We start from the raw sequence: 23,057 nt of genomic DNA, 5'->3' as shown, positions 1-23,057 counted from the left end.
CATGTTCGGAAAAGTGATCGGCAAGCGGCTTATCTTCTCCGCCTTCATCCTCATCGCCGTCTCCCTCCTCGTCTTCGGCGCCACCCTCCTGCTGCCCGGCGACGCGGCCCGGGCCATCCTCGGCCAGCAGGCCACCCCCGAGCGCATCGCGGCACTCAACGAACAGCTGGGACTCAACGATCCCGCCTGGCTGCGCTACCTCCATTGGCTGGGAGGGCTCTTCGTCGGTGACTTCGGGACCTCCTCGGCGTCCGGGGGACCTGTCTCCGAACTCCTCGCCGACCGGATCGGGGCCTCCTTCGTCCTCATGGGCCTGGCCGCGGTCATCTCCGTGCCGCTGGGCATCGGCCTCGGCGTCTACCAGGCCCTGCACCGCGGCAAGCGACGCGACCAGACCATGACCGGGCTCAGCCTCGTGCTCGCGGCCATGCCCGAGTTCGTCATCGGCATCGGCCTCATCGCGATCTTCGCCACCTCGGTATTCCAGATCCTGCCCGCCGTGACCCTCGCCCCGCCGGGCGAACCCGTGTGGAACCGACCCGAACAGCTCATCCTGCCGACCCTGACCCTCATCCTCGTCGTCACCCCCTACATCGTGCGGATGATGCGAGCGACGATGATCGAGGTCCTCGACTCCGGCTTCGTCGAGATGGCCCGCCTCAAAGGCGTGCCCGAGACCCGAGTGATCATGCGTCACGCCGTCCCGCACGCACTCGGCCCGGTCGCACAGGTCGTCGCGATCCAGCTGGCCTGGCTGGCCGGCGGCGTGGTCGTCGTCGAGTTCCTCTTCCGCTACCCGGGACTCGGCCAAGCACTCATCGACGCGGTGACCTACCGTGACGTGCAGGTCGTCCAGGCGATCTCCATGCTCGTCGCCGCCGTCTACGTCGTGGTGAACCTGGCGGCCGATGTCGTCGGCATCCTCACCAACCCGAAACTGAGGAGCGCAGCATGAGCACCGACGCCAACAGCCTCGACGACCTCAAATCCGCGGCCACCGACGCCGCCGAGGTTCCCAAGGAATCCCAGACCACCTACGTTCCCTTCTACAAGCGGGTGCTCGCGCAGAGGCAGGGCAAGATCGGTCTGACGATCACGCTGATCATCGTCATCCTCGCCCTGTGCGGGCCGCTGCTGCTGCCGTGGGCGACGGGCAACACCGCCACCCAGTTCGTCACGAAGCCCTTCAGCCCCTATGGGCTGTTCGGATCGGACAACCTCGGCCGCGATGTGTTCTCCCGCTTCCTCGCCGGCGGGCTGACCCTCATCATCTACGGTGTGCTCGCCACAGTGCTCGGCATGGTCGTCGGCGCGATCATCGGCATGCTCGCCGCCTACGTCGGCGGCCGATTCGATGCCGTCATCATGCGCCTCAACGACGTCATCCTCGCCGTCCCGCAGCTCGTGTTCGCACTCCTGGCGATCACAGTGCTCGGCCCACAGGGGTGGGTACTCGTCACCGTCATCGGGCTGACCCACGCACCGCGCATCGCCCGCGTGGCGAGGTCGGCGACATTGGGCGTCATCACCGAGGACTACATCAAGGCCGCGGAGATGTACGCGATGCCGAGGTGGAAGGTGCTCCTGCGTGAGCTGCTGCCCAACATCACCGGGCCCTTGAGCGTGGAGGCCGGACTCCGCCTGACCTACTCGATCGGCTACATCGCCTCGCTGTCCTTCCTCGGGCTCGGCCTGCAGCCGCCGGCCGCCGACTGGGGCCTGATGATCAACGAGAACCGCATCGCCCTGTCCATCCAACCCTGGGGCGTGCTGCTGCCGGTCATCGCCATCGCACTGCTGACCATCGGCACCAACCTGCTCGCGGACTCCTTCGCCCGAGCCACCGCATCGACATCAGTGGAGGCCTGATGAGCACGAAGACGCAGACCGTTCGCCACGACGATGCGAACGAACCGAACGAGAAGATCGTCCTGCGGGTGTCCGACCTGCGGGTGCTCACGAACGCCGGCGACGAGATCCTCCACGGCGTGGACTTCGCACTCTCCCGCGGTGAGATCCTCGGACTCGTCGGCGAATCCGGTTCCGGCAAGACCACCGCGGGCCTGGCCTGCATGGGCCATTTCCGGGAAGGGCTGAAGTTCGGGTCCGGTTCCGTGAGCATCTGGCCCCGCGGTGAGGCCTCCCATGTGGAGGTCGGCGACCTCGACGAGGTGGCCGTGCGTGAGCTGCGCGGCTCCCGGATCGCCTATATCCCTCAGGATCCCGCGCTCTCGCTCAATCCGGCCATGCGCGTCGGTGAGCAGATCCGGGAGGTCCTCGACATCCACGGGTTCGGGTCGTCCGAGAAGGAACGGACCGACCGGGTCGCCGAGGTGCTCGTCGACGTCGGTCTGCCCGGGGACAAGGCGTATCAGAAGCGCTGGCCGCATCAGCTCTCCGGCGGTCAGCAGCAGCGCATCGGCATCGCCATGGCCTTCGCGATGTTCCCCGATGTGCTCATTCTTGATGAGCCGACCACCGGCCTCGACGTGTCCACGCAGTCGGTCGTGCTCGACACGATCCGACAGATGACGGTGGCCAACAACGTCGCCGGCCTCTACATCACCCACGACCTCGCGGTGATCAAGGACATCTCCGACCGAGTGGCCGTGATGCTGCGCGGCAACCTCGTCGAAGAAGGACCGGTGTCGGCCGTCCTCGAGGACCCGCAGCACGAGTACACGCAGATGCTCATGGCCGCGGTACCGGACCTCGCCGGTCGCAAGACCATCGGGGATGGTGCCGCCGAGGAGAAGAAGCCCTCGGAAACGGACGGGGCGACGCACATTCTCGTCTCGTCGGGGGAGCCTGGTGGGCCCGCGGATTCGGGCGGGCACGGATCCGACGGTGACGCACGGGACGGGGCGGCCGCCTCGGCGGGGGATTCTGTTACCTCGGCGGAGGAGCGGGACGGTGGAGCCGCCTCGGCGAATGCACCCCTGCTCGAGGCCAAAGACATCGCGCTCGCCTACGGGAAGGCGCAGATCCTCGACGGGATCAACCTCGTCCTCGAACCGGGGGAGTGCACGATGCTGCTCGGCGAATCGGGGTCGGGCAAGACGACGCTGTCGCAGTGTGTGGCCGGGCTCAACGATGACTATTCGGGGTCGGTGCGGCTGCGGGGTACGGAGCTGGCGCGGTCGACGCGCAAGCGCACGAACGAGCAGCGGGTGGGCATCCAGTACGTGTTCCAGTCGCCGTTCTCCTCGCTCAATCCGCGGCGGTCGATCGGGCAGTCGCTGACGGTGCCGTTGGAGATGAGCGGGGAGGGCACGGCCGCGAGCCGGAAGGCCGCTGTCGAGGAGGCACTCGATTCGGTGCGGCTGGGGCGGTCGTTCTATCACCGGCGTCCAGGGGATCTCTCCGGCGGTGAGCGGCAGCGGGCGGCGATCGCCCGGGCCCTGGTCAACGCGCCGTCGGTGATGGTCTGTGACGAGATCACCTCGGCGTTGGACGTGAGTGTGCAGGCCTCGATCGTGGGGCTGCTGCGCACCCTGCGGGAGGAGCGGCAGCTGGCGATGCTCTTCGTTACGCACAACATCGCGCTGTCGAGGCACATCGCGGACAACCTCGCCGTGCTGAATAAGGGCAAGATCGTCGACTATGGACCGACCGCCTCGGTGCTGGAGAACCCCTCGCACGAGTACACGCAGGCACTGATCTCGGACGTGCCGAAGTTCTGAGGGGCGTGTCACCGTCTGCGGACGGCCTATTGGCTTTGTAGCCGAGTCTCAGTCGGAGATAGTTCATGTGTGGATGAGGACAGCCCCTCTCCAGCTAGGCCGGGCTACCGGTGTGCCGTACTCGGCTCGGTTAACCGAGCCGAGTACCTGTCGGGTCCGATCAGCGGCCGGTGCGGTGCTGGAACTACCGACGCGTTACCCGTCGTACGTACCCCGCGAGTCGAGTCGAGAAGCGTCGATTGATCTCTGCCTGGAGTTCTGCGTTCCGCTGAGAGAGTGACTCCACTTCTGATGAGAGTGACTTCACTTCCGACGAGAGGGAGTCAACCTTCTTTGTGAGCGTGCCCAACTTCGTGCGATTCTTGCGCCCTGATGTGAATTGCTTGAGGTAGGCTCTCTCGGCTTTCCCCAGTTTATGGCGAAGGTCGAACTCATCCGTATCAATGATCTGCGACCTCGCCTCCAGAGAATCCGCGACTGACTGGAAGTCATACCTTTGTGCACCGGCGTCCGAATTGAGCACATGGGCGCCTAACGCCTCGTGTATGTAGGTGTACGTGGACATCAGATAGGCGGTGTAATCGGGGTCATCTTCGGGCGCCGGGCGTGCCTGATCGAGGAGCTGGAATGAGTGTTCAGCATCCCACTTATCGAACGGAAGCACGCGTTCCGGGTGTCCTATCGCCTCGTAGAAATGGGGAAGCTTGTCATTCCACTCCAGAGCGACAGTAGGAATGCCAAACGAGTAGGAGATGATTGAGGAGTGCATACGTATGGATGCAATTTTTGATCGGGTCGCGATCGCCTTGACAACCTCTCGGGTCGTTTGCGGGAGGATGATCTGCTCATCTGAGAGACCGTGTTTCTCGGCGAAGAATCGCAAAGTATTGTTGTCTCCCAGGCTCCCATTCGTGTACAGCTTGGGAATCATGCCGTGGGATTCTGCGAGAGTGACAAGGTCGGCCAGGTATGACATTTCCTGCGAGAGTCCCCAGTCGCGTTGGTTAGCTTTGAACAATCCGCCGCGGACTACGTTGATCCCGATCGTGCCGTCTGGAACGACGTCAGTCATTCCATAGACAAACTTGGTCCAAGTTGCCGGATCCGCAACCTGTCGCACCTCGAATGGTGCATCCTTGGCGACTTCCTGGAAAAGAGGAAGATTCTCGCGAACAGACAGAGCGCGGACACAGCGCTTATTCACGATCTGGGCTATAGCGTCGACTCGACCGTCGTCGGCACCCATATTGTTCAAGCCCATCGAGGAGAACACCACGGGAATGCCACGCTCGTCGGCTGCAGCGGTGATCCGGTCCATATGTTCGTAGAATCCAAGATACGACTGACCGAAGAGCCCGCCGCCGCCAAAGAAGATGGCATCACAGTGTTCGAGTTGAGATTTGTCGAAGCCCTTCAGTGACAGCGGAGCGAGTTCGTAGTCGTCGGAGCTAAGGCCATAGTTCTCGAGAGCAACTTCGAGCAACGCGAGAAAACTGGTGCCAATGAGGTTGTCGCCGAAGTTGTCGTCGACATAGGACACTGTTGCAATTCGTAGTGACGAGGCCATGCGTTGGACACCTTCAAGAGATCTGCTGGTCAGAAGTGAGGGATTCTAGATGAGCTGCGAGCGAGTCTAGCTGATCAGTGGACCAGATCGTATGAACAGGGAACTGGCAATAGACCCAATCCAAATCAAGACACACCTACCTCATCGAACCGCTTCGACGAGCGGGCTCATTCCGCTCAGAGCAACGAACGAGGGCTAACACCAATACCCTTATGTTCGTGGAATGATGGTCGATTCTGCAGTCGGTAGTGCCCGAATAGCGCCGAGCAGCTTCGATGTTACCCCCCGGCTTGCAGCAGATGGAGATCATCGATCGAGCCTGCTCCTGCCAGCATTCCCACGATCAGTTTTAACATGCCGAATCAACCAATTCCCCGCGAGTACTTGTGGCGTTGCATCGACATAGCAAAAGTGAATCTCCAAGCCAGCAGCACGAGATCAACTTCGCAGTGAGGCGCTACCGCGAGGGCGCGTCGACAAATTGGCAGTCGGTACCATAAATGTTTAAACAACCTGGAGGTTGTTTCGGTATCATTGGCTCTATGGCGATCCCCTAGGAGGAAGTTATGTCGACGCTCGAACCTGAGTTCGTGAAGGCACGGGCGAAAGTGCTGGCCCGTGAGGATCGCGAGCTCAAGGCCGCGCTGATCCGAATCCGACAGGAGTCTGATCTGACTCAAAAGGATGTCGCTGAGATCATGGGAGTCTCGCAACAGGCGATCCACAAGCTCGAGCGCTACGACTCTGATCCGAAAGCATCGACTCTGCGTCGATATGCGAATGCTCTCGGAGCGATGTATGAGCATCGGGTTCAAAAGGACCACGGGCAATCAGCATGGTTGGCGGCTCACAGTAGGTGGGCGACGGCGAGGAAGCTGTCCCTGCCTATGGGGCCGCTGGCCCCTGTTGGTTCTCTTTCGGCGGCACGGGACTGGCGGACAGCGAAAACGTCAGATATCGGACTGGCAGGCTGATCGGCGATGGAAGGTGCGGAATCAGAGCTGAGCGGTCTACGGGAATTCATCGATCGAGTTCGACTCGAGTCGGTGCAGTTCCACGAAGTCTCCGCTCGTCGTTTCGAGTCAGGCCCGGACGAGGCTGACAGTGACATCACCATCGAAGTGCAGATCAAGGAAGATTCTGACAGATTCGGTGTTCGTCTCAGGGGCGCGACCCAAGTTCCTGCTGGTGAAGCTGTGGTCAGCGTCGCAGGTCAATATGTCATCGAAAACGGAAACGCGCCCAGCAGCCGCATCATCAAAGAGTTCGTCAACGAAGTAGCTGTGATGACTGTGCTTCCCTACCTGCGTGAAGGAATAACCACCATCACTGCAAAGGTGTTCGGCGCTCCACTGAATATCCCGATCATTGCGCAGGGTGACATTGCGGTGGAACCGGACGACCAGGACGCTGTGAAAGGCGTCGCTCAGGTGTAGTCGGCTAAGCCGAACGTCGATCCACCCGATTCTGGTCATTGCGGTGATGTGGGCTGGGATGCCCGCTGTTCGCCGAGAGCCCCGGTCACCGTCGGCGGGACGCCCTGACTGCACCTGCCAGATCGCCCGAGAGCTCTTGCCGGGTGAGCTGGGTGAGCCGGCCGATCGCCCTGATCAGCCCGTCGGACCCGCGGTAGCCGACCGTTCGGGCTGCGGAGGCGACACTCGATCCCGCGCGGATCCTGCGCAGGGCCAGGTTGAGTCGCTTCCGCGTCCTCCACTGCACGAACGACAGGCCGAGATCGTCCTTGACGATCCGTTCGACGTGGCGTGTGCTCATCGAGTGGCGCGCGGCGACGGCGCTCAGCGGCAAAAGCAGCGTCAGGGGATCGTCGACGATCGCTCTCACTGCGCGGTGCTGAGACTCGGGAATAGGGAAATCATCGACGGCGAACGCGCTCAGCTCTGCGTCGAGGGCGTGCCTGAGCGGTACCCGCTCGGCCTCGCAGTTCGGGGACGAGGCGAGGATGAGCAGAGCCGTCTCGCGCAGGGCGGGTGAGTGGCGGATGTGCAGGAATCCCTCGGGCGGCTCTGTCTGCGGTGACAGTCGGGGGCCGAGCATGATGGAGCCTGACTGTGCCGTGACCGAGTGGTCGATGCCTGCTCCCAACCACAGGCTGGCACCGGCAGAGAGACTGAGGTGTGTCGCTTCGAATCCGTGTCCGCGCAGACGCGCGTCCACGGAACCGCTGATGACATGGATAAGCAGCGGATACGAATGACTGTGCCAATCATGCCCAGCGAAGTGCACCGGTCGTTCCGTCTCGGTGCCGGTGCGTCGGCGAAGAACATGTCGTGCTGGTCGTGTGATGATGTCGCCTTTGTCGTAAGTAATTCGAAGAGTTTGGTTAGGCTGGGCTATGTTCTCTGATTCTAGTTCCTCACCCGACAGAGGTAGTCAATGTCCTTGCTCCGTCGAACCTGTGCGCTCTTTCTGGGCGCCGGTCTCCTGCTCATCAGTGCCTGTGCCGGCACGTCGAATGCGTCTGATGACGGCACCTCGGCGAGTGGAGCCGAGACGCGTGCCGTCGAGACCGAACAGGGGGAGGTTGAGGTTCCAGCCGATCCGCAGAGGGTGGTTGTGCTCAACTACGCCCTCGCCGGCTATCTCTTCGATCTCGACGTGCCGGTCGTCGCCACGACACCCGAGGTCACGGACTCCGATGGGGAATTCTCGCGTTTCTGGTCCGAGAAGGCCAAGGCGCAGGGAACCGAGTTCCTCCCGTGGAGCAACGACGGTTTCGACCTCGAGTCCATCATCGCGGCCGATCCTGACCTCATCATCGCCGGAGGAATCGGGTTCCCGCTCAAACACGCGACCGATGCCTATGACAGACTGCAGGAGGTGGCGCCCACTGTCCTCGTATCCGGCGACAAGCAGACATGGCAGGACCAGTTCTCGTTCATCGCCTCCGACGTGCTCGGTCGGAAGGATGCCTATGAGAGGTTCGAATCCGCTTACGACGATCGAGTCGCCGAGGTGAAGGACAACATCACGGTCCCCGAGGGCGAGATCTCCATCCTCACGCTCGACAGCAAGGACACTCCCTATATCCTCATCGAGGACAAGAGCCTGTCAGCTGCGCTCGAACCGCTCGGGTTCAGAACCGCACCACTGTTCGAGGAGAACGACATCGAACCCTACATTGCGGGCGGGGATATGTTCGGGCCCTCGCTCGAGGTGCTGCCTGACATACTCCGCTCAGAGACGGTCTTCGTCGTCGGCTTCAACAACGCGAGCATCGGCGTCGACGACCTCAAGGGCGAAGCACCGTACGATCGCGTCCCTGCCTTCCAGTCCGGTCAGGTCTATGACCTCCCGTCCTGGTCGATGCGCGGCGACTATGACGAGGCGATGGCCCTGCTCGACACTGTCGAGGACATGTTCCCCGCGACGCAGTGACGACGAAGCCGATCAGGGAGCTGACGACGGCGGATCGCTCGACACGTCCTGGTCATCGGCGTTCTCATCTTCATCACGGTTCTCATTATCAACGGTTTCGTCGGAGCGACCGAAATCGTCGGTGTCCACCCTGTCGAGATACTCCGACGAAGGGGCGGCACCGGCACTGTGGTCGAGATTCTCCGTGGCCTTGCGCATGCTGTCGGCGGTGCTGCCTTCGGTGTTGTCTTCGGTCGACATTCTGGTCACCTTTCGCTGGAGAGCGCGGATGGGTGATCAGTCTACGCGGGGCCCCAGCCGAGCGGCACCCCTTTCGAGTCGCTTGAAACAGTGTCAGCATGGGTACATACACCCGATGAAGAAGGGATGATCGTGATGAGCAATTCCAGCGAAGACGAGAAGGAGCCGACACAGGTCCCCGAGGAAGCCAAGGATGATGTTGCGGAAAAGCCCGGCACGGATTCCGCGTCGAAGCAGCACGAGGATGACCTGGTCGATGAATGGGAGGAAGAGTCGTTCCCCGCGAGTGATCCGCCAGCACATTACTGACTCCCGCGATCGTAGGGGCCCGGCACCATACAGGTGCCGGGCCCTGTGCCGCCGCGTGGGCTCGTCCTAGGCGGGCTGTGAGTTCTCGGGGCCCTTCTCTGCGTCGAACTTCTCCCGGTAGCGCTGTTGTGCTTCATTGAGGAGCTTCGGCGATAGGCGGGCGATCGGTTCGACGTCAACGAGCAGCGGTTCGCAGTCGGGGCCGCGTCCCACCTGTCGGCCGGTGAGTATCCAAGCAAAACGGTCGGGGTTCTTTTCTTGGAGGTGCTTGTACTGGCAGAGTTGTCGAGCCAGCCAATCGCCCAGAGGGCGAGTCCACCAGTCCTCCGGTGTCAGAGGGTTGACGGACAGACCGGGAAGTTCGAGACCCGACTCGGTGTCGATGCTCCCGCCTCGGGTGTCGCTGTCGAAGCCCTCTGAATAGCGGACATAGAGCCCGCTTTCAGTGGACGCGAGCTCTTCGAGTGCGGCCAGTGTCTCCACCATCATGTGATGAACTCCCTGACACTCAGCGCCACCGGGCAGGTCACAGCAACCGTCATCCCTCGATCTTCAACGACTCGCGTCGCCAGTCTCAAGAGCACCTTGCAGTGCTGAGCGGCGGCCAAGGTCTCGGCGATCTCACAGGAGACGAAAGCAGCCTCATGGGTGACCCCGTCGAGCCTGTAGTGCAGGGCGGCGACCACCTCACCGGCGAGACGGAGCTCGAAGACGGCTGCTTCCCGGTCGTCGACGAGCGAATACTCGCCCTCGCTCGTCCAGATCGCACGGGCGGAGAATCGACCGGGGTCAAGAGGTGTTTCGCCGTCATCGCCAAGAGTCATGAACATACCGATCCCTCAGAAAGGAGAGGGCCGACTTCTTGACCTGTTCAGACTATACGTACCGTGCTGTGGTACGGCAATAGGTCGACGCTCGGCCGTATCCCGGTCGGTCTCACGGGACCGCCCGCGGCGGCCGAATGGTGCTCGCGAATGAGAATCTGATGCACCGCAGCAACCGTCTTTCGTGATGCGGTCTCTGGACGGTCGACGGTTCAGTCCATAGTGTCGAAACACCAATCGGGAGACCTGCAGGGAAGAAGGCACAATGACTCTCATCGACACCAGCGGCACGGACGTCGTCGACATGCTCACCGCTGATCACAGGGAGATGCTCGAGCTGCTTCGCCGGATCGAGAGGACCGAGGACCTGGACGAGCGACGCGACATCGCCGATACCGTCATCGCCGAGGTGATGCGGCATTCGGTGGCCGAAGAGATGATCGTCTATCCGTCGATCGAAGAGCACGTTCCGGGCGGGACGGACGAGGTCGAGCACGACAAAGAAGAGCACGAAGAGCTTGTCCGAGTCATGAAGGAACTCGAGGGCCTCGACGTGACCGAGGGTGCTTTCCTCGAAAAGGTCATCGAGTTCGAGCAGCTGCTCGACCATCACGCTCGGGACGAAGAGGACGAACAGTTCCCGAAGCTCAGGGAACACATTCCGCAGGACCAACTCATCGATATGGCCAAACGGGTCGTTTCAGCGAAGAAGGTGGCTCCGACTCGGCCCCATCCCAACGCTCCGCACTCGGAACTCTTCCACAAGAGTGTCGGCCCCGGTGTCGGAATGGTCGATCGTCTGCGCGATAAGCTCACCGGACGCGAATCCTGACGCTCGGCGGTCACGAAGGGCCGTTGGCCTTGGCGGTTCTCACGAGGCGTTCGACTCCGCCGGCCCAAGGTTCTCCATGCCCGACGAGCACGGTGCGCGCGCCGGTCTCGGCAAGGGCATCGAGCGACTCCAGAGCCCTGGCGGGGTCAGCGGTGGCAGCGCTGGAGACGATCTGTGCCCCCGTCGTGCCGCGATACGGGTTGAGTGTGACGAGCGCGTCGCCGGCGATGACCGCGTCCCTCTCGGGGAAATGAAACGCGCAATGGCCCAGCGTGTGGCCCGGTGTGAAGACGACCCGTGGCCGACCGGGCACGTCCGGCTCTGCAGTGCGAATGCGTGTGACCTCTTCGATGGGCTGCGGCCACCACGCACGATTCTTGACAAAGGCTGCGACCATGGGCATTGCCTTGAACTGTGTGAGCAGGTATCACGTCAGTGGCCGGTCCCGGCCGTACTGGCGCGGGTGGCGGGTCAGCGGCACATCGTTGTCGTGGACGTAGACGGGGACGGCGGCTTCCGAGCGCAGCCGCTCGGCGAAGCCGATGTGGTCGAAGTGCCCGTGCGTGAGCAGCAGAGCCCGGATGTCGCCCAGCCCATGACCGAGCCGATCAAGAGCGTCAGCCAGCGAACGCCACGAGGTGGGGACGCCGGCATCGACGACAGTCAGACCGTCCTCGCCTTCGACGATGTACCAGTTGACGTACGAATCGTCGATGCGATGGATCCCTTCGGCAACCTCGGCGATGGGCATATCAGCGGTCCGTGAAGCGTCGACGATTGAGGACGAGGGCGCTGACGATCATCACGACCGCCAGCCCGAAATGCAGCCAGTTGTCCGGGGTGTTGAGGGGGACGAAGTTCGCCCCGGACTCCGCGTTGATGAAGAGACCGTAGAGCCACAGAGCGGCATAGACGATTCCGCCCCACAGCAGGTAGTGGAAGCACCCGGCGGGGGAGCGGCGGACGAGCGCTCCGGCGATGCCGAACAGCAGGTGGACGATGTTGTGCAGGATCGAGACTTGGAACAGGCCCAGCAGCAGCGCGGTCGAGTGGTGGCCGGCGAATCGCATCGACATGTAATTCGACGTCGCTCCCGGGATGAACCCGAGAACACCGGCCGCCAGGAAGAGTATGGTGACGATGAGAGCGGCCCATTGGACGGGCCGACCGCGCTCAGCGGGAACGTCTCGCACGACGGGCTCATCGGTGGACATCGCGCCTCCTCGATTGGCGAACCGATCAGATTGCGCTTCCACGCTAGGGCGCAGTGCCTCACCCCTCAATAGGCAGGGGTGACTCACAGACAGCCGACGCGGACGTCTCGCTCGAAGCCGCGACCCTCGCGCTGCCAGCTCAGTGAGGGCTGCGTTTCGTCTACTCGGTCATCGTGAGTACGAGTTTGCCTGTGGTGCGATTGGTCTCGCCCTCTCGGTGGGCTTCTGCCGCCTCCGTGAGAGGGAACGTCCCGGCAATTGTGGCACGCAGCGCACCGTCGTCGACGAGTCCTGAAATGATTTCCAGGGTGCTGCGCGAGGAGTCCACGAGCATCCGGAGAGCTCGAACTCCGAGCTGATCTGCTTCGCGAAGGAGATCGTCGGAGCCGACAGGGATGAGCGACACGAGAGAGCCGCCCTTGTGAAGGGTGTGCAGCGAACGCATCGCCGTGTCACCGCCGATCGTGTCGAGCACCGCGTCGACGTCTCGCACTCGCTCGGTGAAGTCCTCCGTACGGTAGTCGATGACCTCATCGGCGCCGAGCTCCCGCAGGAAGCCGTGTTTCTCCGCGCTCGCGGTACCGATCACGTATGCGCCCCGCGCCTTCGCGATCTGCACAGCTATGTGCCCGACGCCGCCTGCGGCCGCGTGGATCAGCACACGCTGTCCCGACTGCAGGTCGGCGTTGTCGACGAGCGCTTGCCACGCGGTCAGAGAGACGAGGGGGAGTGCCCCGGCCTGCACATGGTCGACCGATCGGGGCTTCGCTGCGAAGAATCTGGCCGGGGCGGCAACGTACTCGGCATGGGAGCCGAGCCCGAACGGGTACGACAGCATGCCGAACACCTCGTCTCCGGGCTTGAACGTCGCGACGCCGATGCCGACGGCTTCGACCACGCCGGAGACGTCCCACCCGAGCACCAATGGCAGTTCGTCGACGAAGCCGTGGCCGGCGCGGTGCTTCCAATCGGTGGGATTGAGACCTGCCGCCTGAACTCTGACGAGGATTTCGTTGGGGCGGGGCTTCGGGCGCGGCAGCTCGGTGATTTCGAGAACGTCGGGACTGCCGAAGGTCTGCTGGCTGACGGCGCTCATCGTCGTTTCGGTGTTCATGGCTCCATTGTGTCACTGCAGGGCCGGGTCTGCGGAGGGTCCCGGCGGGGTCAGTCAGTCAGCGAAAGGCGTGGTCGGCTCGGGCTGGTCGAGGGAAGCGACGATGTCACCGGCAAGCGTGCGGAGTTTGATGTTGCGATGAGATGAAGCCTCCTTGAGAATGGCGACAGCTTCCCCCTGGCTGCACGCTGCCTGGGCCATCGTGATCCCGACGGCGACGTCGATGACGGTGCGTGATTCCATCGCCCGCTGTCGGTGTTCGGCCGCCTCGGCGAAGCGGGCGGTCCGGACTGCCACGCGGAGTGACCTCTCCACCAGCTTTCCGAGCCTCTGCACGGCCAAGAGCGTCTGCTCCCCGAAACGGTAAGGCTGCACGGCGTAGAAGCTCATGGTCGCGTCCGCGGTGTCGTCGATGTCGAGCGGGACCGCCACCATGCTTCGCAGGCCGTGGAGCACAGCGATGTCTACGTAGCCTCGCCAGCGCTTCTCGTCCTCAGCGTCATCGATGCGGATGAGCGAGCGGGTCTTCTGCGCCTCCATGCGCGGTCCCGCGTCGAGGTCGGTGTGGATCTCGTCGAATCGCCCCGTAGCCTCGTCGCTGACGCCGACGATGGTGGCGCGTCTGTTCCGCACCAGAGTGATCGCGCATGAGACCGAAGAATCTTGTCCGATCTCCGCGGCAGCCAGGGCAGCGAGTTCATCGGCAAGTCTGCCGAGCTCGTGTTCGGAGGCCAGAAGCCTGATGAGGAGTTCTGCGGCCGATTCGCGGTGAGGGTCGGACGCATCAACGATGTCCTTCAACGTCTGCGGTTCAGTCTGGGACCGCTGGTGTGGATGATCCGCGTGAGAAACTGCGGGTGAAGGGGAAGGCGATACACAATTCAGGGGTCCTCACATCTGGAGGCCGCCTGCTTGACCTTGCAATATCCTACGCAAGGCTGGTGCCGCTCCCAAAATCGACTCTTCGGCGCCTGCTCGAACGATGACGGCCCGGCCCTCGTCGGGAGCACCGGCAGACGACGTCTCGCATAAAGGCGTCGGCCTGGTTTGTCAAGGTTGTTTACAGGGACCCTGCGGCGATGCCAGGCTGAACTCATCGCGCAGAGCGCGGCGGGATCCTGCGAGGTTCCGACAGATGTACATAGATGCTGAGGAGGAACAAGGGATGAACCACAGTCACTTGCGCACGATCTACGAGAGCGGCGGTCCCTACGCCACGGTCTACCTTGAGGGTCGCGCTCCTTCAGCCGATGCCGACACGCAACTCCGCCTGCGCTGGTCGGAACTGCGCGACCGACTGTCCGAAAGCGGGGCAGGGGAGCCGCTGCTCGAGTCCATCGAAGGGATCATCCTCGTCGATGAGCCCACCGAGGTGCACACCGACGGTCGGATCATCGTGGCGAACTCCGGAGGAGTTCTGCTGGACGAGCACTGGGACGCGGCGCTGGGAGAAGGCGACGATGCGCACTACGGGGACGTGCCCGAACTCGGTGCCTACCTCCGCCAGGAGTGCAGACAGTTCGACGTCGTCCTCGTCATCGCCGGTCAGGACGGGGCGGCCGTCCGCGAACTGAGCGTGACTCCGGATCGCGAACGCAGCGAGAACGCGCCGGTTCACGTGGCCGGCGACAACGACGAAGACATCAATAAGCCACGGCGAGGAGCGTACTCACACAACCAGATCCGGCGCCGAGTCGACGAGATCATCAAAGACCATGCGCGCAGTGTCGCTGACTTCGTCGACCGACTCACGACGGACCACGCACCAGACGCGGTCGTTTTGGCCGGAGAAGTCCAGGGCAGAACGGCGGTCAAGGCCGAGCTGTCTGTGAAGGCCGAAGAGCTGCTTCACGAAATCTCGGAAGGCGGCGACGACGATGAGGGCGCCGAAGAGGCGATCGATGTGGCGGTGCGAACGCTCATCACGAAGCTCGCCGGCGAGCGCGAAGCCACGAACTCGGAGCGACTGGCCGAGAGCAAGGCACACGACCGTGCGGTTGAAGGCCGCGCGGAAGTCGAGAAAGCTGTCGGACGCGGAGCAGTGGCAACCCTGCTGCTCGACGACGCCGAGGCAACCGAGGGAGAAGCCGCCATCGTGGCCCAGGCCGTCCTGTCCTCGGCAGAGATCGGACTCAGCCATGACCCGATGGCCGACGGGATCGCCGCGGTCCTCCGCTACGACGTCGCTTCTGCATTGGCGGATTGAACAGGTGGTCCTCGCCGACGAGCACAGGACCGATAGCTGACCGATTAGTCGAGCAGATCCGGACGGGGCGTCGCTGCCATGCGACGCCCCGTCCTTTATGGTCTCAAGGTAGATAGTATCCCAGGGGTTAGTAAAGTGTGTAGACTCGTGTCCTGACAGCCGATCACGGCAGTCTGGAAGGACACACCGATGAACCGACCGACGACCCATCGACCGACGACCAAGAGGCCGAACCCCGAGCACTCGAGGACACCGGATGACGAGATCATCCGCAAGACTCACACCCCACGCCGCACCCTTGTGCTCGGCGCGACCGGCTACATCGGCGGCCGCCTCGTGCCCCGCCTGCTCCAGGCCGGTCACAAGGTCCGCGTCGGAGTCCGTCGACCCGAGAAGCTCAAGCAGGTGCCGTGGGCAGCCGACGTCGACGTGCGCACCGTCGACCTCGATAGCGGTCGCGGGCTGAGCGAGAGTCTCGACGACATCGACACTGTCTACTATCTCGTGCACTCCATGGGATCCGGCGGTGACTTCGAAGCACACGAGGCCGAGGCGGCCACACGATTCGCCGAGGCGGCCGCGTCCGCCGGTGTCACCCGCGTCGTCTACCTCGGCGGACTCCACCCCGAAGGCCGAGAACTGTCGAAGCACATGCGCTCACGCGCGAACGTCGGCCGCATCCTCCTCGACTCCGCGGTCGACGCCATCGTCTTCAACGCCGGCATCATCATCGGCTCCGGATCGGCGTCGTTCGAGATGATCCGCCACCTCGCCACGACCCTGCGTTGGATGCCGGCACCGGACTGGGTGTCCAACCGCGTCGAACCGCTGTCGGTGCGCGATGCCCTCTACTACCTCGTCGCCGCCGACGACGTCGACGAGACGATCAACCGCTCCTTCGACATCGGGTCACGTCAGATCCTCACCTATGCGCAGGTGATGCGGACCTTCGCCGAGGTGGCCGGGCTCAAGCCCCGTCACGTCATCGCGCTGCCCCTTCCCGCTCCGACGCTGTCAGGCATCTGGGTCGGGTTGGTCACCCCGCTGCCGTTCAGCCTCACCCTTCCGCTCGTCCAATCCCTGCAGGAAGACGCGGTGGCCTCGGACCAGGAAATCGACGCGGTCATCCCGCCGCCCGAGTCCGGGCTCATCGGGTTCGCCGACGCCGTCCGCCTCGCTCTGCGCCGCGAGGTCGAAGGTGCCGTGGACACGAACTGGGACGCCGATTCCGGGGGCCTCGACGAGGCGGCCCTGCCCTTACCGAACGATCCGCAGTGGGCGGGCCGACGCATCTACTGCGATGAGCGTTCGGCGACGATCACCGGCGTCACGGCAGCCGAGGTGTGGCCCGTGATCGAGGGGATCGGCGGCGCGAACGGATGGTACTCGTGGCCGCTGGCGTGGAAGATCCGCGGCGTCTGGGACAAAGCCGTCGGGGGAGCGGGCCTCAACCGTGGCCGCCGTCTGCCTGACACCCTGCGCATCGGTGACCCCGTCGACTGGTGGAGAGTCGATGAGCTGGAACCGAACTCGCGACTGCTGCTGCGCGCCGAGATGAAGGTCTCCGGTTACGCCTGGCTCGAATTCGAGGTGACGGATTCCGATGGGGCGTCGGGCGGGGGCTGCGACTACCACCAGACGGCGACCTTCATCCCCTCCGGCGTGCGCGGGCGCCTCTATTGGGCCCTCGTCGCTCCCTTCCACCGGTTCATCTTCCCCGCCATGGCGAAGAACATCGCCGCCGAGGCGCGGCGTCGGGCTCAGTCCGACTCGGCCTTCATCCGGTCATAGGCCGCCAGCGCCGCCTGGCGTGAGGCCTTGAGGTCGACGATCGGCTCGCAGTCCCCGCCGGTCCGCTCGGCTCGGGTGAGCCCGCCCGGACCCTGTCCCAGCCACCGGCTGACGTATTCGCCGTGCGGGTCGAAGCGCTCCCGCTGGCGTTCGGGGTTGAAGATCCGGAAGTACGGGGCGGCGTCGGCCCCGCACCCGGCCACCCACTGCCAGGACACCGGGTTGTTGGCCTCATCGGCATCGACGAGCGTGTCCCAGAACCACTGCTCACCGTGCCACCAGCCGATGAGCAGATTCTTCGTCAGGAAGCTCGCCGTGGCCATCCGCACTCGGTTGTGCATCCACCCGGTCTGCCACAGCTGAGCCATGCCCGCATCGACGAGCGGGATCCCGGTCGTCCCGTTCTGCCAATGCTCCAGCGCTTCGGGATCGTCCTCGTAGGGGAAGCGTGCGAACTCCGGACGCATCGGCTCGGACTCGACGTGGGGCAGGTGGTAGGCCAGGTGCCAGGAGAACTCCCGCCAGTAGAGCTGCCGGATCCACGCATACCGGTCATCATCGCTGACATCCGGCAGGTCGAGTGCCGCCGCCAGGGCCTGCCTGGGGGAGAGCTCACCGAACCGCAGTCGCGGTGACAGTGCCGAGGTGCTGTCGGGATCACCTGGGACATCATGCGAGTCGCCGTAGCCGTCGATGCTCTCGCGAAGGCCTGTCAGATGCCGCTGGGCCTCCCGACAGCCAGGAGACCAATGCTGCGCGACGGTTGACTTCCACCATTGCGGAACCGTCGCCGAGGTGGTGCCGTCGGGGCCTGGACCGCTGGGATCGGTGCCGGTGCCGCCTGAGTCGGTTCGGCTTCCGTTGAGAGGGTGTGACCCGTCGCGGAGGCCGAGACCGTCGAGATCTTTCGCCCAGTCGTGGCCGTTCATCGCTGCCAGGCGATCTTCAGGCAGCGGCGACTGCTTGGCCGGGGCTGAGAGAACATCTCCGACCGAACGATCCCGCACGGCGGTGAAGTACGGAGTGAAGACCTTGTAGAAGTCCCCGCCCTGTGGGCTGACCGTCCACGGTTCCACGAGCAGCGCTCCTGGATGGGAATGCGCGGGAACACCGTCATCGGTCAGCAGGGTCTTGATCTTTGCGTCGAGGTCGCGGGAGGCCGGCGCATAGCGACGTGACCAGCGGACGGCATCGACGCTCAGGTCTGCAGCGGCTTGCGGGATGATGTCGGCAGCCGGCCCGGAAGCGAAGAGCAGCGGGATCCCGAGCTCGTCGAGTTCGGACGCCAGGGCGCGCAGGGATTCGTGCGCCCACCAGCGGGCCGCCGCTCCCAGCGGACGGGGGCCGAGGCCGTCGCTGTCACGCTGCTCTCTGATCCAGATGCCGATCACCTGGCCGTCGGCGCGTGCCGCCGTCAGTGCTTCGTGATCGGTCGACCGCAGGTCGTCGCGAAACCAGACGAGGGTCAGCTGGCCATGGTCAGGTGTGCGGTCCTGGCTGTCGCTCATCGGTTCGACTCCTTCTTTGATCGGTGCGCGCTGCCAAGCGGGTCACGCCGCATCGGGCCCTCAGGGCGGCGATCCCGTCGCAGACGCCCCAGCAGTCCCCGTCGCAGCAGGCCCTGTCGGGGCGGCGACCAGATCGGAGTGCCCTCGACCCGCCAGCCGGCGAGCAGTTCATTGGCGGCGAGGTAGCCGGTGGTGGCCGCCCGCTCCATGAGCGCCACGGGCAGTTCGCACCGAATGTGGTCACCGGCGAGGACGAAGCCGGGCAGCGGAGTGGTCACTCCGGGGCGCTCGCCCCACGGGCGTGTGTCGGTGAGTCCGCAGTCGGATTCGATGAGGAGTTCGCGGTGGAGGATCTCGTTCTGCTGGGTCTCCGGATACACCTCGTGCAGGTCCGCGAGCAGGCGTCCGATCAGCTCCTCCTCGGACTCCTGGCCGGTCAGTGCGTAGGCGTGCAGTTCGACCACGGAGCCGGAATGCTCGTTCGTCCACCGCGCGGCACCGTCCTCGAATCGTTCGAGCACGGAGACGTTGTCGAGCAGCGCGAAGCCGCTCGTGCCCAGGAACGCCGGCCGCTCGGCCAAGACCGCCTCGGCGAACCAGAGCCGCAGCACGGCGAACGCCGGTGCGTTGCGCTGCCCGCCGACTCGGGCGAACCAGTCCTGCGTTCGCGCACCTTCGGCTCCCGAACTGCTCGGGGCGTATTCGTGCGCGGGCCCCGAGCCCTGCGCGTCGCGGCCCGCATCGGTGCTGTCGTCATCGATACCGTCGGCATGCTCCTCGATCGTGGCGATCAGCCGCCGTGTCCCAGCCGGATCGGCGGCGAGGACGAGGGCATCGGAGTCGATGTCACCAGCACTCGTTGTCTCGACTCTCCAGCCGCGTGGGGTGCGGGAGATCGTGCGAGCCTCGGTGCCGGTCTCGATCTGCACGCCCAGACTCTGCAGGTATCGCCCCAGCGGCGCCCAGAGGGCGGTGTCGTAGTCGTCATCGGGGACGTCGAAGAGCAGGCCTTCGGCCGACCCGGCGAAGTAGGTGTGGAACATCGCGACGAGCTCACCGGCGGAGAACTCGTTCGGATCGGCGAAGAAGGATCGGGCGAAGACCTCGAGGGCGAGGTCGCGCGCCTGCTCGGGGAAACGGAGGCGATCGAGGAACGCCGCCGCCGACTCCCCGTCATACCGGGAAAACGAGTTCGGGAAGTCGACATCGATGAGTTCGAGGGCCGTGCGCAGGTCGACATCGGCCAGCCCGCGCAGGGGGAACGTGGGACTCGCGAGGACGAACCCGAGCAGATTGAACGGGGGAGTCCGCGGAATCGAGGCGAAGGAATCGGTGGGGCCGCCTCGGCGGGTGAGGGGATAGTCGGGGATCGGTCGGAGACGATCGAGGCCAGGGTCGGCGCGGGACAGCAGGTCGCGCAGGTTGTAGTACTGCCGGAAGAACGCGTGGAATCCGCGGCTCATCGTCCGACCCTCGTCCAGCGGCCACGCACTGACTCGCCCGCCGAGGCGGGGCCCGGATTCGATGATCGTGACCTCGGCTCCCCGTTCGGCCAGGATCGTCGCCGCCGACAGGCCAGCGATGCCGCCGCCGATGACGCTCACGGTCTTCGGCCGGAACAGACGGTCACGTCCGGGGACGGCGGGGATGCGGACGGCGTGGGGGTCGCGGGGGTTCACGGGGCCTCCTCGGTGCGGTGGTTGAGGGCGCGCTGCCAGAGCATGAGCACCGCGGTGATCATGGCGAAGCCGAACCCGAAGTCCTCGATGGGGATGTCGAAGGGGAAGCGGATGCCGAGGAATTCTTGCGGGTTGTAGATGACGATCGGGTCGGACAGCTTTGTCAGCCATCCGTCGACGAGGCATTGGAAGGCCAGGCAGATGGCCAGCGCGCACCAGTACTGTGCGCGGCGGAAGATGCCGCTGCGGACGACGAAGAGCTCGAGCCCGATGACGACGAGCATGCCGATGACGGTCCACACGGTGTACTCAGGGATCATGGCGTCTTGCCTTCGTCCGGCGGGCGGGGATCGGCGTGGGTCGGGCGGGTGGCGTTCGTCGGGTGATCGGCGGTCATCCGGCGGGTGGTGCGCCGCTTGGTCCAGCCGATCACGGTGCCGACCGCCTCGTAGCTGAGCAGCGCGCAGACCGGGATGACGAGGAAGAACACGAGTTCCTCGAGCGGCAGGATGCCGAGGTCGATGCCGGTGACGAACCGCGGATCGTAGGTCCAGTGATCTCGGACGATGGCGACGATGTCCCAGACGGCGAAGACGACGACCACAGGCAGCAGAGACTTGAGCAGCAGCGGCAGCCGGCGGTACACCCGCGCCGAGAACACGAACTCGAGCGGCAGCGTGATGAGCACGCAGGCGCCCATGAGCGCGAGATATTCCCAATGGCTGAAGCCGTGCCAACCGGCGAGGCCGTCCCACGCGGCGATCATGGATTCGCCTCTTCACTGGGCGATGTGGCCCGCGCGACCCGGGGCGTGCGGGGTTCGTGCGATGCACGTGCGGGGCGAGCGGGCACGACGAAGCCGAGGTCGATGGTGCGGATCCGATAGCCCTCGATGAGGTCGTCCCATTCGATGGTGGGCTCGGTCAGCAGCCGAGGCTCGCAGGCGAGGAGCCGGTGGAGCAGCACATCGGTCTCGAACAGGGCCAACGGCATGCCGGGGCAAGCGTGGGCGCCGTCGCCGAAGCTCAGGCCCGCGGCAGGGGCAGTTCCGCTCCGGTGCGGGCAGACCGCCTCGGCGTTCGCACCGTAGACGTCGGGATCGACGTTGGCCTCACGCACGCAGACATCGATGAGGTCGCCGGCCGGAATGGTGGCGTGATCGTGTTCGTCGCCGGCTGAGGTCGTGCTGTGGCCGTCGCCGATGTCGATCGCCGAGGTCGCGCGACGATAGAGATGCCCGACGACGGGTTCGACACGGATGATCTCTTCGAGGATGGACAGCCGCCGAGGCTGGTCGGCCGCGAGGTATTCACTGCGGAGTTCGTCGTTCTCGAGCAGATGCCAGCAGGCCATCGCAATGAACTCGCGGGTCGTGACCATCCCCGCGGTGCCGTAGGTGAGGCATTCGACGAGGATGTCACCGGTGCTGTGCCCGGAATCGAGCAGATGAGAGATGACATCGCCGCGGTGCTCGCGCCGGTGAGCCCGGATGGCCGGGCGCACATCGTGGGCGAAGAAGCGCAGAAGCGGCACGATGCCGTTGACCGCGGCCTGCATCCATTGGCGTTTCGTCCGTCCCCAATTCTCTGCGGCGAGGTCGACCGGCGGCTGACGGAAGAAGGAGACGAGCCGTGCGGCCATGCTGTCGGTATCGGACTCGGTGAGGCCGACCACCTGCGAGGTCACGTCGACGGTGAAGTGCAGGGCCGCCTCGTCGAGTCGGCACCGGCCGGTGACCACGGCCTCGTCGACGATGGACTGCGCGGCTTGGACGATCTGCTCGCCGTAGCGGTCGGCGATGACGGCGGGGGCGAAGAACCGGGCGACCTCCCGGCGCTGCCGGTCGTGGGCCGGGCCGTCGGAGATGAGGATCGGGTGGGCGCGGAAGAGTCCGCGGGGGATCTTCTCCGCGGTGAAGCCCGCCTGTGTCGAGCGTCCGCGGGCGCGCAACACCCGGCGGGCCGGTGCGAACGCACGAAGCCGCCACATGCTGCGGGTGGAGGAGGCAGCCTCGGCGGGAGGAGCTGCCGGCTCGTCGTCGCGCAGGGCCTTGCGCTCGCTCGCTCCCGAGCGGCGTTGCACCCGAGGAGCCGACGTCACGGTTGGGTCGCCCAGTCGGCGTTGCTCAGGGACAGCTCTTCTGACATTCCGTCGAGAAAGCGGATGACGGCGTCGCGTTCGCCGCTGGTCAGGCGGGCGGCGGCGTAGATGCGTCGGGCCTGTGAGCGGCCCACTGTCTCTCGTGCCGAGCGCGCCGTCTTTTCGGTGACGGTGATGGCATAGGCCCGTCGGTCGCTGGGGTGGAGTGCCCTGATCACGTGGCCGTCGCGCTCCAGACGGTTGATCAGCTTCGTCACCGAGGCGGCGGACATGTTCATGTGCACCGAGAGCATCTTCGGGGTCACCACCTCACCTTGGCGCTTCGCGGCGATGAGATAGTGCAGTGCGCGCATGTCCTGTTCGCTCAAGTGCATGAACTTCCGCGATGCGTCGGAGAGGGCGCGCTCGGCCTCGCGGAGTCGGGCCAGGGAGTTCATGAGGTGAGCGATCTGCTCTCGGTCAGTGGTCGAGAGGCCCGAGGAATCGACGATGTCACCGGGGAAGCCGTGCTCTGAGCCGGTGTACATGTTCGCTGTGATCGGGTCGTGACTGTCCGCGACCTCCGGTGATTCCATAGCGCCATCTTACTGA

At 64.6% G+C, this 23,057-nt stretch carries 24 protein-coding genes and 1 pseudogene; 10 read left to right on the top strand and 15 right to left on the bottom strand.

What is annotated here, in order from left to right; translation table 11 throughout:
- The first annotated feature begins 1 nt into the window (after position 1).
- Genes J9314_RS14580 through J9314_RS14570 form a run of 3 tightly spaced genes read left to right on the top strand, consistent with a single transcriptional unit; the run spans position 2 to position 3,683 of the window.
- Entirely contained in the window at positions 2–955 is a 954-nt protein-coding gene (locus tag J9314_RS14580; protein ID WP_210603074.1) for an ABC transporter permease, read from the top strand.
- Positions 952–1,869, top strand: coding sequence for an ABC transporter permease (locus J9314_RS14575; protein WP_210603073.1), 918 nt, complete (start codon positions 952–954; stop codon positions 1,867–1,869). The genes J9314_RS14580 and J9314_RS14575 overlap by 4 nt, the downstream gene beginning before the upstream one ends.
- Positions 1,869–3,683, top strand: coding sequence for an ABC transporter ATP-binding protein (locus J9314_RS14570; RefSeq protein WP_210603072.1), 1,815 nt, complete (start codon positions 1,869–1,871; stop codon positions 3,681–3,683). Before J9314_RS14575 ends, J9314_RS14570 begins: the two co-directional genes overlap by 1 nt.
- A gap of 184 nt (positions 3,684–3,867) precedes the next feature.
- On the opposite strand, the gene J9314_RS14565 is transcribed toward J9314_RS14570, so the two are convergent.
- Positions 3,868–5,250 carry a polysaccharide pyruvyl transferase family protein gene (locus J9314_RS14565; protein ID WP_210603071.1) on the bottom strand — a complete coding sequence of 461 codons (1,383 nt, stop codon included), beginning with the start codon at positions 5,248–5,250 and terminating at the stop codon, positions 3,868–3,870.
- A gap of 566 nt (positions 5,251–5,816) precedes the next feature.
- Between J9314_RS14565 and J9314_RS14560 the strand changes: the two genes are divergently transcribed.
- Both J9314_RS14560 and J9314_RS14555 read left to right on the top strand, forming a co-directional pair.
- On the top strand, positions 5,817–6,224 hold the full coding sequence (locus J9314_RS14560) for a helix-turn-helix domain-containing protein (RefSeq protein WP_210603070.1): 408 nt from the start codon (positions 5,817–5,819) through the stop codon (positions 6,222–6,224).
- 6 nt (positions 6,225–6,230) lie between these two features.
- On the top strand, positions 6,231–6,686 hold the full coding sequence (locus tag J9314_RS14555; protein ID WP_210603069.1) for a hypothetical protein: 456 nt from the start codon (positions 6,231–6,233) through the stop codon (positions 6,684–6,686).
- Between the two features lie 85 nt (positions 6,687–6,771).
- Here the strand turns inward: J9314_RS14555 and J9314_RS14550 are convergent, their stop codons facing one another.
- Positions 6,772–7,428 (bottom strand): helix-turn-helix transcriptional regulator, encoded by a 657-nt coding sequence (locus J9314_RS14550; RefSeq protein WP_210603068.1) that lies wholly within the window; start codon positions 7,426–7,428, stop codon positions 6,772–6,774.
- A gap of 219 nt (positions 7,429–7,647) precedes the next feature.
- On the opposite strand from J9314_RS14550, the gene J9314_RS14545 reads away from it, so the two are divergent.
- Entirely contained in the window at positions 7,648–8,649 is a 1,002-nt protein-coding gene (locus tag J9314_RS14545) for an ABC transporter substrate-binding protein (RefSeq protein WP_210603067.1), read from the top strand.
- A gap of 12 nt (positions 8,650–8,661) precedes the next feature.
- Here the strand turns inward: J9314_RS14545 and J9314_RS14540 are convergent, their stop codons facing one another.
- A complete protein-coding gene (locus tag J9314_RS14540) occupies positions 8,662–8,889 on the bottom strand; it encodes a hypothetical protein (RefSeq protein WP_210603066.1) in 228 nt (75 codons plus the stop codon).
- A gap of 135 nt (positions 8,890–9,024) precedes the next feature.
- Here J9314_RS14540 and J9314_RS14535 point away from each other — a divergent pair, with 135 nt between their 5' ends.
- On the top strand, positions 9,025–9,198 hold the full coding sequence (locus J9314_RS14535; RefSeq protein WP_210603065.1) for a hypothetical protein: 174 nt from the start codon (positions 9,025–9,027) through the stop codon (positions 9,196–9,198).
- 66 nt (positions 9,199–9,264) lie between these two features.
- Here the strand turns inward: J9314_RS14535 and J9314_RS14530 are convergent, their stop codons facing one another.
- Together J9314_RS14530 and J9314_RS14525 are read right to left on the bottom strand one after the other, a co-directional pair.
- Positions 9,265–9,687 carry a DUF6098 family protein gene (locus J9314_RS14530; protein ID WP_210603064.1) on the bottom strand — a complete coding sequence of 141 codons (423 nt, stop codon included), beginning with the start codon at positions 9,685–9,687 and terminating at the stop codon, positions 9,265–9,267.
- Positions 9,684–10,028: a hypothetical protein gene (locus tag J9314_RS14525; protein ID WP_210603063.1), complete on the bottom strand. Its 345-nt coding sequence runs from the start codon at positions 10,026–10,028 to the stop codon at positions 9,684–9,686. The genes J9314_RS14530 and J9314_RS14525 overlap by 4 nt, the downstream gene beginning before the upstream one ends.
- Positions 10,029–10,287: 259 nt before the next feature.
- Here J9314_RS14525 and J9314_RS14520 point away from each other — a divergent pair, with 259 nt between their 5' ends.
- Positions 10,288–10,854 (top strand): hemerythrin domain-containing protein, encoded by a 567-nt coding sequence (locus J9314_RS14520; protein ID WP_210603062.1) that lies wholly within the window; start codon positions 10,288–10,290, stop codon positions 10,852–10,854.
- Positions 10,855–10,864: 10 nt separating this feature from the next.
- On the opposite strand, the pseudogene J9314_RS14515 reads toward J9314_RS14520, so the two are convergent.
- The 4 genes and pseudogenes from J9314_RS14515 to J9314_RS14500 all read right to left on the bottom strand — a co-directional run bounded on the left by J9314_RS14515 (position 10,865) and on the right by J9314_RS14500 (position 13,983).
- Positions 10,865–11,605: pseudogene (locus J9314_RS14515) on the bottom strand (MBL fold metallo-hydrolase).
- Position 11,606: 1 nt separating this feature from the next.
- Positions 11,607–12,068 carry a DUF4383 domain-containing protein gene (locus J9314_RS14510; protein WP_210603061.1) on the bottom strand — a complete coding sequence of 154 codons (462 nt, stop codon included), beginning with the start codon at positions 12,066–12,068 and terminating at the stop codon, positions 11,607–11,609.
- A 160-nt stretch (positions 12,069–12,228) separates the two neighbouring features.
- Positions 12,229–13,182: an NADP-dependent oxidoreductase gene (locus tag J9314_RS14505; RefSeq protein ID WP_210603060.1), complete on the bottom strand. Its 954-nt coding sequence runs from the start codon at positions 13,180–13,182 to the stop codon at positions 12,229–12,231.
- Between the two features lie 54 nt (positions 13,183–13,236).
- Positions 13,237–13,983 carry a GAF and ANTAR domain-containing protein gene (locus J9314_RS14500; RefSeq protein ID WP_210603059.1) on the bottom strand — a complete coding sequence of 249 codons (747 nt, stop codon included), beginning with the start codon at positions 13,981–13,983 and terminating at the stop codon, positions 13,237–13,239.
- Positions 13,984–14,347: 364 nt separating this feature from the next.
- Here J9314_RS14500 and J9314_RS14495 point away from each other — a divergent pair, with 364 nt between their 5' ends.
- Positions 14,348–15,388, top strand: coding sequence for a baeRF2 domain-containing protein (locus tag J9314_RS14495; protein ID WP_210603058.1), 1,041 nt, complete (start codon positions 14,348–14,350; stop codon positions 15,386–15,388).
- 189 nt (positions 15,389–15,577) lie between these two features.
- Positions 15,578–17,179, top strand: coding sequence for an SDR family oxidoreductase (locus tag J9314_RS14490; protein ID WP_210603057.1), 1,602 nt, complete (start codon positions 15,578–15,580; stop codon positions 17,177–17,179).
- Here J9314_RS14490 and J9314_RS14485 read toward each other — a convergent pair.
- From J9314_RS14485 to J9314_RS14465, 6 genes are read right to left on the bottom strand one after another with little or no spacing between them, the layout of a single operon-like run.
- Positions 17,149–18,687 (bottom strand): cryptochrome/photolyase family protein, encoded by a 1,539-nt coding sequence (locus tag J9314_RS14485; protein ID WP_210603056.1) that lies wholly within the window; start codon positions 18,685–18,687, stop codon positions 17,149–17,151. The genes J9314_RS14490 and J9314_RS14485 overlap by 31 nt on opposite strands.
- A complete protein-coding gene (locus J9314_RS14480; protein ID WP_246490411.1) occupies positions 18,684–20,366 on the bottom strand; it encodes an FAD-dependent oxidoreductase in 1,683 nt (560 codons plus the stop codon). The genes J9314_RS14485 and J9314_RS14480 overlap by 4 nt, the downstream gene beginning before the upstream one ends.
- The gene (locus J9314_RS19210; protein WP_246490410.1) at positions 20,363–20,686 is read right to left on the bottom strand and encodes a lycopene cyclase domain-containing protein; all 324 of its coding nucleotides are present in this window, start codon (positions 20,684–20,686) and stop codon (positions 20,363–20,365) included. The genes J9314_RS14480 and J9314_RS19210 overlap by 4 nt, the downstream gene beginning before the upstream one ends.
- Positions 20,683–21,132, bottom strand: a complete 450-nt coding sequence (locus J9314_RS14475; protein ID WP_210603054.1) for a lycopene cyclase domain-containing protein — start codon at positions 21,130–21,132, stop codon at positions 20,683–20,685. Before J9314_RS14475 ends, J9314_RS19210 begins: the two co-directional genes overlap by 4 nt.
- The gene (locus tag J9314_RS14470; RefSeq protein WP_246490409.1) at positions 21,129–22,448 is read right to left on the bottom strand and encodes a cytochrome P450; all 1,320 of its coding nucleotides are present in this window, start codon (positions 22,446–22,448) and stop codon (positions 21,129–21,131) included. Before J9314_RS14470 ends, J9314_RS14475 begins: the two co-directional genes overlap by 4 nt.
- Before the next feature lie 14 nt (positions 22,449–22,462).
- The gene (locus J9314_RS14465; protein WP_210603053.1) at positions 22,463–23,041 is read right to left on the bottom strand and encodes a MarR family winged helix-turn-helix transcriptional regulator; all 579 of its coding nucleotides are present in this window, start codon (positions 23,039–23,041) and stop codon (positions 22,463–22,465) included.
- Positions 23,042–23,057: the final 16 nt, after the last annotated feature.

This window comes from Brevibacterium oceani (assembly GCF_017948325.1).
Classification (GTDB): Bacteria; Actinomycetota; Actinomycetes; order Actinomycetales; family Brevibacteriaceae; genus Brevibacterium; species Brevibacterium oceani.
This window is presented reverse-complemented; position numbering and strand designations above follow the sequence as displayed.